The organism is Streptomyces sp. HmicA12 (assembly GCF_000373565.1).
In the GTDB taxonomy this organism is placed as follows: domain Bacteria; phylum Actinomycetota; class Actinomycetes; order Streptomycetales; family Streptomycetaceae; genus Streptomyces.
Map to the genome: position 1 here is coordinate 159,987 of NZ_KB891810.1, position 8,540 is coordinate 168,526.

An 8,540-nucleotide genomic window follows, 5' to 3' on the forward strand; every position below is an offset into this window, starting at 1 on the left:
TGACACACGAGGCGGTTTCGGACACCTTCCGGCCCTCACACGAATGGCCCGTGAGAGGGGGCGGGAATGACTAGGGAACGATTCGGGTTCGTCCCACGTCTTGATACGAGACCGCACGGCTGTGACAGTTGAGTGCAGCTTAGGCCAAGGCATATACGCCTGTCCGGAGAATCAGAACGTAGGCTGCCCCGTATGGGAAAGAAGCGCTCGGCCGGGAGCGGCGGCGGTATGTCGCCGGCCCAACAGGCCGCCAAGTTCCTCGGTGTCAGTGTGCTCGCGGGAGCCGTCCTCGCCGGTATCGCGCTGCCCGCCGCGGGGGCGCTCGGCCTCGCGGCCAAGGGCTCGGTCGAGGGGTTCGACGAGACTCCGGCCGCCTTCAAGCAGCCGCCGCTCAGCCAGCGCACCACGTTCCTGGACAACCAGGGCAACAAGATCGCCACGTACTACTGGCGCGACCGCACGGTCGTGAAGCTCGACGACATCTCGCCGTACATGCAGAAGGCGATCGTCGCGATCGAGGACTCGCGCTTCTACGAGCACGGGGCCATCGACGCGAAGGGCGTCCTGCGCGCCATCAACGCCAACGCGCGGGGCGGCGGCGTCTCGCAGGGCGCCTCCACCCTCACCCAGCAGTACGTGAAGAACGTCTTCATGGAGGAGGCGGGCGACGACCCGACCAAGCTGGCGCAGGCCACCCAGCAGACGATCGGGCGCAAGGTCCGCGAGCTGAAGTTCGCGATCCAGATCGAGAAGGACCTCGGCAAGAAGAAGATCCTCGCCAACTACCTGAACATCACGTACTTCGGGCAGCAGGCGTACGGCGTCGAGGCCGCGGCCCAGCGCTACTTCTCCAAGCCGGCCAAGGAGTTGAACGTCCAGGAGTCCGCGCTGCTCGCCGGCATCGTGCAGTCGCCGAGCCGGTTCGACCCGGTCAACGACGGCGCCGAGGCGAAGAAGCGGCGCAACATCGTGCTGCAGCGCATGGCCGACGTCCACGACATCTCGCAGGCCGAGGCCGACAAGGCGAAGGAGTCGGACCTCGGCCTGAAGGTCAGCAAGCCGCAGAACGGCTGCATCACCGCGGTCAAGGGCGCGGCGTTCTTCTGTGACTACGTCGAGCGGGTCGTGAAGAGCGACCCGGTCTTCGGCGACACGAAGGAGAAGCGCGCCAAGCTCTGGAGCCGCGGCGGCCTGACCATCAAGACGACGCTCGACCCGCAGTCCCAGGACTCGGTGCAGGCGGCCATAAGGAACAACGTCAACAAGTCGGACTCGGTGGCGACGGCGGTCACGCTCGTCGAGCCGGGCACCGGCAAGATCGTCGGCATGGGCCAGTCGAAGCCGTACGGCTACGACAAGAACGAGACGTCCATCAACTTCTCGGTCAACCACGCCTACAACGGCTCCAACTTCGGCTTCCCGACGGGTTCGACGTTCAAGCCGTTCCTGGCCGCGGCCGCGCTCGAGGGCGGCACGCCGATCACGCAGCAGTACCCGGCGCCGTACCAGATGCCGTATCCGAGCAGCGTGCAGACGTGCAGCGGCAAGCCGTGGGTCAACGACCGCGGCTACAAGGTGGAGAACGAGAACGAGTCGGAGTCCGGCCCCTATCGCCTCAAGGAGGCGATGGAGAAGTCCATCAACACGTACTTCGTGCAGATGCTCGGCGACACCGGCATGTGCCCGGTCGTGAAGATGACCGACAAGCTGCACGTCGTGCAGGGCAACGGCGCGAAGCTGCCCGAGGTGCCGTCGTCGATGACCCTCGGTTCGACGGCCCTGTCGCCGCTGACGATGGCCTCCGCGTACGCCGCGTTCGCCAACGAGGGCACGTACTGCACGCCGGTCGCCATCGAGTCGATCACCATGGCCAGCACGGGCAAGGCGCTCGACGTCCCGAAGACGAAGTGCACGCGCGCGATGTCGACGGAGACCGCGGACAAGATCAATACGCTGCTCAGCGGCGTGACCGACTCCGGTACGGGTCAGCAGGCCGGCCTCGGCGACCGGGACAACGCCGGTAAGACCGGTACCACGGACGAGCGCAAGAACGCCTGGTTCGTCGGCTACACGCCGAACCTGTCCGGCGCCGTCTGGGTCGGCGGCCCGCAGCAGAACGTCCCGATGACCAACATCACCATCGGCGGCCGCTACCACGACAAGGTCTACGGCGCCGACACGCCCGGTCCGATCTGGCGGCAGGCCATGACCGGCGCGCTGTCCGGGAAGCCCGCGCCCGAGTTCACCATGGTCAACATCCCCAACCCCGACAAGGGCAAGGACAAGGACAAGGACAAGGGCCGCGACGACGGCAAGCCCGGTGACAACGGGGGCGGCAACGGCGGCGACGACCCCAACCCCGATCCCACTTTCTCCATCCCGGACGGCCTGATCCAGGGCAACGGGAACGGCGGGAACGACAACGGCGGAGGCTGGGGCCGGTAGTCGGCCCGCCAGCCCGTAGGTACGAGAAGGGGCGCCTCCCGCTGCGGGAGGCGCCCCTTCTCGTTGGCGTTGCTTGCCGGAGCCGTCGGCCCCTGACGCGGACTCAGCCCGCGAGCAGCTTCTTGACCGTCGCGGCGACCCGGCCGCCCTCGGCGCGGTCCGCGACCTTCGGCTTCACGATCTTCATGACCTGGCCCATGGCGCGGGGGCCCTCGGCGCCGGCCGCCTTCGCCTCCTCGACCGCCTGCGCGACGATCTGCTCCAGCTCGGCGTCGGTCAGCTGCTGCGGCAGGTACTCGGCGAGCACCTCGCCCTCGGCCTTCTCCTGGGCGGCGGACTCGGCGCGCCCGCCCTTCTCGAAGGCCTCGGCCGCCTCGCGGCGCTTCTTCGCCTCCTTGACGATCACGGCCTGCACCTCGTCGTCGGAGAGCTCGCGCTTCTCCTTGCCCGCGACCTCCTGGGTGGTGATCGCGGCGAGGGTCATCCGGAGCGTCGAGGAGCGCAGCGCGTCGCGCGCCTTGATCGCGGCGTTGAGGTCGTCCTGCAGCTTCGACTTGAGCGTGGTCATGCCTTGATTGTCGCAGGTGCCCGGGGAGCGGCGCCCACGGATTTCCGGGCTCCGGCGGTCTGACACGATGGGTGCATGCGCGCGCGATACGCAATTCCCCTCAAGGTCTCTGCCGGCATCGTGGCGGCGGGTGCCGCCGGAGTGGCCTACGCGGCCGGGTTCGAGGCCCGTTCCTTCCGTCTGCGACGCGTCACGGTCCCGGTCCTGCCGCCCGGCATGCACCCCCTGCGGGTCCTCCAGGTCTCCGACATCCACATGGTGAGCGGGCAGCGCAAGAAGCAGCGCTGGCTGCGCTCCCTCGCCGGCCTGCGCCCCGACTTCGTCGTCAACACCGGTGACAACCTCTCCGACCCGGAGGCCGTCCCGGAGGTGCTCGACGCGCTCGGCCCGCTGATGGAGTTCCCGGGCGCGTACGTCTTCGGCTCCAACGACTACTACGGGCCCACACCCCGCAACCCCGCCCGGTACTTGAAGGAGAAGGTGTCGGGCAAGCACGGCCTGAACGGCAACGCGCCCATCGTCGGCGCCCGCCACAACCCGTGGCAGGGCCTGCGCGACGGCTTCGACGAGGCCGGCTGGCTGAACCTCACCAACACGCGCGGCACGCTGAAGGTGGAGGGTGTCGAGATCGGCCTCACCGGCGTGGACGACCCGCACATCAAGCGCGACCGCTACGCGGAGGTGGCGGGCGGCCCGCTGTCCGGCCCCGACTTCTCGATGGGCATCGTGCACGCCCCGTACCTGCGTGCCCTCGACGCCTTCACGGCCGACGGCTATCCGCTGGTCCTCGCCGGGCACACCCACGGCGGGCAGCTCTGCATCCCCTTCTACGGCGCCCTCGTCACCAACTGCGACCTGGACACCGACCGCGTGAAGGGCCTGTCCACCCACCAGGCGGAGGGCCGGGAGTCGTATCTGCACGTCTCGGCCGGCTGCGGCACCAGCCGCTACACCCCGGTCCGCTTCGCCTGCCCGCCGGAAGCCACGCTGCTGACTCTGGCGCCGAAGGCCCCGGGCCACTAACTCGGCTGCCTCCGCTGCCCTTTCGCGCCGTCACGCCCCCGGACGTACGGTGGGACGCATGATCACGCCGAACTCCGCCGCCTCCGTTCCGGCGGAGGCGGTCGTCCCCGTCCACCGGCGTCCGGTCGCCGCCGCGTTCAGCGCGCTCATCGCCCTGGCGGCGCTGACCGGCATCGTCATCGACCTGGCGATCAGCGACAGCGCGCTGCGGGTCCTGAGCTACTTCACGATCCAGTCGAACATCCTGGTCGCGGTCGTCCTCGCGCTCTCCGCCGTACGCGCCTGGACCGCCCGCCCGGCACTCCCCCCGCTGGTCACCGGCGGCGTCCTCCTCTTCATCTGCATCACGGGGATCGTCTACCACTTCGTCCTGGCGAACTCCTCGTCCGGCTTCTCGATGACGGACGACCCGGACCAGGTGATGTCCGGCTGGCGCTCGGTCTCCAACCAGCTCCTGCACACGGTCACGCCCATCGCCACGGTCCTGAACTGGCTCCTGTTCACCCGCCCCGGCACCCTGCGGCTGCGCCACGCGGGGCTGTGGCTGATCTACCCGTTCGCCTACTTCGGCTTCGCCCTGATCCGCGGCGCGATCATGACTCCGGGCACGCCGGCGCGCTACCCGTATCCGTTCCTGGACGTCGACATCCACGGCTACGCGGGCGTCCTCGGCAACGCCGTGATCTTCGGCCTGGCCTTCTACGTCCTGGCCCTGGCCCTGGTCGGCCTCGACCGGATCAGGCCCGAGATCCGAGGCCCCGAAAACCGGATTTCGTCTCCGGGCCCCGGTGGGCTAAAGTAAACGACGTCGCCGCGACCTGCAGAACAGCAGAGACCGGAACAACGACATCGGGGTGTGGCGCAGCTTGGCAGCGCGCTTCGTTCGGGACGAAGAGGTCGTGGGTTCAAATCCCGCCACCCCGACAGCCGAAACACCAGGTCAGGCCCGGTACTGAGAAATCAGTACCGGGCCTGATGTGCGTTGGGGGGCCGTTTGGGGAGCCAACTCGCTCCCCAGCCCTCACGAGACCACGCCACACCCACATCAACCGTCAGAGCCGGCCTGGCACATCTGTGAACCGGCCCGCCGCATCGGACTCACGGTCCGGCGAACGGAGTTGGGGCCTCGCTGGTCAACACCTTGCCGCTCCTCGACCGCGTGACCTCTGGCCTCTCGGAGAACGCCGACCAAGGCATTCCCCGGGGAAGCTCAGCCGCAGAGCCACGTGCCGTGACCGATACTGGCCAGCGCAGCTTCGGCTCGCTGGCCACCGAAGTCGTGCAGGCGGCCACCGACAGCGCTGACTACCAGCGATTCGAACGGGCTGTTGCGGCTGCCTTGAATGCACTTGGTGTCGACGTCGAGACGCACGGCGGGCCGAAGAAGACAGATGTGGTCATCGAGCTATGGCAGTCGCCGACTGATCGACAGCGCGTCGCAGTGGAAGCCAAGACGGACGGCGCCGGACTGGTGACTGATCAGGACGTCAAATTCTGGAGGCTGGGCGAACACCGCGAACGCCACATGGCGCAGAGCACACTCTTGGTCGGCCCCCAGTTCGACGCCCGGGTCACCCAGGAAGCGGCAAGGGAAAAGGTGGCTCTGATCACCGCGCGAGAGCTTGCGGATGCCGTCATGCGCCACAGCCGCACACCACTCTCACCGCGCGAGATCGCCGCCATGGTGACCGCAGGAGAAGATGCAGAGGCGCTGGCACTCACCTGGCGGGCGGCGGAGCGACGGCAGGAAGCCCTGAGCCTGGTGCTGCACACCCTGTGGAAGAGCGGGAATGATCCCGTTGACATCCGCTACACCACCGGGGTGCTGGGGGTCAGCGACATCTGGCGAGAAGCCAAGGGAGCACTCGAGACCCCTCTGGACAGCAGCGAGATTGAGGAGGCTCTGACCTTCCTGGGTCCCCCCTCATCGCCGGAGTGGAACGGCAGGGCGGCAACCATGTCGTCACGGCGCCACCCTCTTTGGCCGCCGCCCGTCTGCGGGCGCTGGCTGCTGTCATTGAATCGACCGGCCTAGAGGGACCGCCAGAGAGGCCTGGCGGAGAGGGACCACCCACTCCTCCCAGGCGATCAAGTCCTGAGTCACCTGGGAATCCGTCCGTCCCGCGGCAACAGGATTCATGTGCAGGCGTCACACCGTCTCTTGTCCGTGCATGGGCCAAGGGCCAGGGACACGCCGTCAACGAACGGGGCAGACCGCCAAAGGATCTGATCAAGAAGTACAAGCAGGTCCACGGCCATGGATGAATGACCGAGCAGGGTCGGCTGTGTCTGCGCAAGAACCTGAGGGGCTTACGCCCCGCCGTCAGCAGGCCGCTCACTTGCCGGCCGGAAGTTGTCCTGCCGTGACCGAGGCTGACCAATGATCGGCACCGACCGAGCCCTCTGCGCCAGCAACGGATGAACGCCGCCACGAAGTAGTAACATGTAGTACATGGAAGCCACTGCTCGTGATTTCAACCAGAGGTCCTCGCAGATACTCGCCGCCGCTGAGCGAGGCGAGACCATCACGGTGACCAAGAACGGCCGCCCCGTCGCCCGTGTCGTGCCGATCGACGCCGACGAGGTTCCGCCCTACTCGACTGAGCCCATGGGGGACATGGAGATTCCGGACATCGGGACAGGGCCCGATCTCACCAATGAGGACATCGAAGAAGCCCTGAAGGGGATGGGCTCTTGAGCGCTGTCGTCATCGCTGACACCAATGCCCTCTATCGGCTTCTCGTCTCCTTGACGGACGGCAGCGCCATCCACCGCAAAGCCTTCTCCACCATTGGACATATGGTGATCTCACCCATGGTCCTGGCTGAACTCGACTACTTGGTGACCACGAAGATCAGTGCGCAGGCCGCATACAACGCGATCGACTTCCTCGCCAAGGGCACTGAGAGGCGGAAGTTCTCCATCCCCGACATCACCCCCCATGTGCGCACGGCGATGACAGTGCTCGAGGGCTACCGGGACGCAGACGGAGGGAAGGGCATCGGCATGACGGATGCCATGAACGTCGCTCTGGCCGCCGCCTACCGAACCGAGGTCATGTTCACCTCGGACCGGCACTTCCGCATGGTTCGGCCGCTGACGGGACACGGAGCATTCCGGCTGCTGCCCGATGACTTGTAGACCCACCAATCGGGCGCTTCCGTAGAGGGATCACGCCCACGGCGAGGCCGGCTACCAGCAGGTTGGGAGTCACTCGGGAGCCGACTTGCTCCCGCAGGCCCTTCCACACCACGCGAGACCAATCGAGACCACACCCCTGACCAGGGGAAACGCCATCCGGGCAGGCAAGGTCAGCACCCGAACCTCATTCGGGACGAAGAGGTCGTGGGTTCAGATCCCGCCACCCCGACAGCTGTAAGAACAGGTCAAGGGCCTGATTCGGATTCCGGGTCAGGCCCTTTCCGCTTCTCCGGTGATCGTTTGGGGGGAAATCTTGGAGAGAACTTGGTCGGGGTCCCCCGGACGCCGCTCGCTCTCAGCCAGACCTGCCGAAGTTCCGCGGGCGGCGAATGCTGGGCAGTCGCAAACGCGCTGAGCGGAACGGCTGCCTGTGCCGCTCGCTGCCCTGGCGATTCGAGTCATGAACGCGCTCGCAGGCAAACCCCACCGCGCGCCCCTGCCCGGCCACGCCACCGCCGGCGCGATCCTTGTCGACGCCGCACCGCGTCCTGCACATCCACCACCTCGCCACCGGAATGTGGCTCCTGCCCGGAGGCCACCTGGAACCCGCCGACAACACCCTGCTCCAGGCCGCCGGACGCGAACTCGCCGAGGAGACAGGCATCTCGCCCCACCTCGTCACGCCACGCGGCGAGGTGCCGCTCGACATCGGCATCCACCCCATCGACGCCGACCCGGCCAAGAACGAACCCGCCCACCAGCACTGCGACTTCCGGTACCTCTTCCGCACCACCGCCGACATCGGCGAGCTCCAGACCGAGGAAGTCTCCGCCGCGGCCTGGCACGACATCGAAGAGGTCAGCGATCCCCAGCTCCGACAGCGCATCGCCGCCGCGCTGCGCTGACCGGCGCCGAAAGGGCCGCCCTCGCGTCCGAGCGCGTGAGGGCGGCCTCTTCAGACCCCAGCGGCCGCTGCCCGGCAGGCTTCGGGGGCGGGGATCAGTGGATCGGTGTCCGCTGGGGCATGGGGCCTCCGTCGTTCTGGGCACTCAGGAAAGTGAGCGCCGCGGTGACCCGGCGGTCGACCAGGGGCTGGTCGGTGAGTCCGAGCTTGCGGAAGATGACGCTGACGTACTTCTCGACGGCCTTGACCGAGATGAAGAGCGCGGCGGCGATACCCCGGTTGGACAGCCCGTGGGAGATGTGTTCCAGGACGTCGATCTCGCGCAGGGTCAGGTCGTCGATGGCGATGCCGTCCCGGCGCGTCACCAGGGAGTCCACGATGCTCGGGTCCAGGACGGTCTGGCCGGCACGGATGTCCCGCAGCGCGCCGAGCACGGTGTCGATGCCCGGGATCCGGTCG

General features: G+C 67.6%; 10 protein-coding genes and 1 tRNA gene. 9 read left to right on the top strand and 2 right to left on the bottom strand.

Annotated elements, in window-relative coordinates; translation table 11 throughout:
• The first annotated feature begins 192 nt into the window (after positions 1-192).
• Positions 193-2,445, top strand: a complete 2,253-nt coding sequence (locus B072_RS0121385; protein WP_026246116.1) for a transglycosylase domain-containing protein — start codon at positions 193-195, stop codon at positions 2,443-2,445.
• Positions 2,446-2,548: 103 nt separating this feature from the next.
• Here the strand turns inward: B072_RS0121385 and B072_RS0121390 are convergent, their stop codons facing one another.
• Positions 2,549-3,013: a GatB/YqeY domain-containing protein gene (locus B072_RS0121390; RefSeq protein WP_018532020.1), complete on the bottom strand. Its 465-nt coding sequence runs from the start codon at positions 3,011-3,013 to the stop codon at positions 2,549-2,551.
• Between the two features lie 75 nt (positions 3,014-3,088).
• Between B072_RS0121390 and B072_RS0121395 the strand changes: the two genes are divergently transcribed.
• The 8 genes from B072_RS0121395 (at position 3,089) to B072_RS43650 (ending at position 8,082) form a co-directional block, all read left to right on the top strand.
• A complete protein-coding gene (locus tag B072_RS0121395) occupies positions 3,089-4,036 on the top strand; it encodes a metallophosphoesterase (protein ID WP_026246117.1) in 948 nt (315 codons plus the stop codon).
• A gap of 58 nt (positions 4,037-4,094) precedes the next feature.
• A complete protein-coding gene (locus B072_RS43645; protein ID WP_043244373.1) occupies positions 4,095-4,838 on the top strand; it encodes a Pr6Pr family membrane protein in 744 nt (247 codons plus the stop codon).
• A 48-nt stretch (positions 4,839-4,886) separates the two neighbouring features.
• Positions 4,887-4,960 (top strand) — tRNA-Pro (locus B072_RS0121405).
• A gap of 307 nt (positions 4,961-5,267) precedes the next feature.
• Positions 5,268-6,071 (top strand): restriction endonuclease, encoded by an 804-nt coding sequence (locus tag B072_RS0121410; protein ID WP_018532022.1) that lies wholly within the window; start codon positions 5,268-5,270, stop codon positions 6,069-6,071.
• Positions 5,972-6,301: an Lsr2 family DNA-binding protein gene (locus B072_RS49965; RefSeq protein WP_420707560.1), complete on the top strand. Its 330-nt coding sequence runs from the start codon at positions 5,972-5,974 to the stop codon at positions 6,299-6,301. The genes B072_RS0121410 and B072_RS49965 overlap by 100 nt, the downstream gene beginning before the upstream one ends.
• 187 nt (positions 6,302-6,488) lie before the next feature.
• Complete coding sequence (locus B072_RS0121415) at positions 6,489-6,734, top strand: type II toxin-antitoxin system Phd/YefM family antitoxin (RefSeq protein WP_018532023.1); 246 nt, start codon at positions 6,489-6,491, stop codon at positions 6,732-6,734.
• Complete coding sequence (locus B072_RS0121420) at positions 6,731-7,177, top strand: PIN domain-containing protein (RefSeq protein WP_018532024.1); 447 nt, start codon at positions 6,731-6,733, stop codon at positions 7,175-7,177. The genes B072_RS0121415 and B072_RS0121420 overlap by 4 nt, the downstream gene beginning before the upstream one ends.
• Before the next feature lie 527 nt (positions 7,178-7,704).
• Complete coding sequence (locus tag B072_RS43650) at positions 7,705-8,082, top strand: NUDIX hydrolase (RefSeq protein WP_018532025.1); 378 nt, start codon at positions 7,705-7,707, stop codon at positions 8,080-8,082.
• A 94-nt stretch (positions 8,083-8,176) separates the two neighbouring features.
• Here B072_RS43650 and B072_RS43655 read toward each other — a convergent pair.
• Positions 8,177-8,540 (bottom strand): response regulator transcription factor (locus B072_RS43655; RefSeq protein ID WP_018532026.1); only part of this gene is annotated, 364 nt, incomplete at its 5' end.

Bases quoted from the DNA above. Each gene is read 5' to 3' on its own strand.
- B072_RS0121385 (WP_026246116.1), top strand. From the start codon at position 193: ATGGGAAAGAAGCGCTCGGCCGGGAGCGGCGGCGGTATGTCGCCGGCC.
- B072_RS43645 (WP_043244373.1), top strand. From the start codon at position 4,095: ATGATCACGCCGAACTCCGCCGCCTCCGTTCCGGCGGAGGCGGTCGTC.
- B072_RS0121415 (WP_018532023.1), top strand. From the start codon at position 6,489: ATGGAAGCCACTGCTCGTGATTTCAACCAGAGGTCCTCGCAGATACTC.
- B072_RS0121395 (WP_026246117.1), top strand. From the start codon at position 3,089: ATGCGCGCGCGATACGCAATTCCCCTCAAGGTCTCTGCCGGCATCGTG.
- B072_RS0121390 (WP_018532020.1), bottom strand. From the start codon at position 3,013: ATGACCACGCTCAAGTCGAAGCTGCAGGACGACCTCAACGCCGCGATC.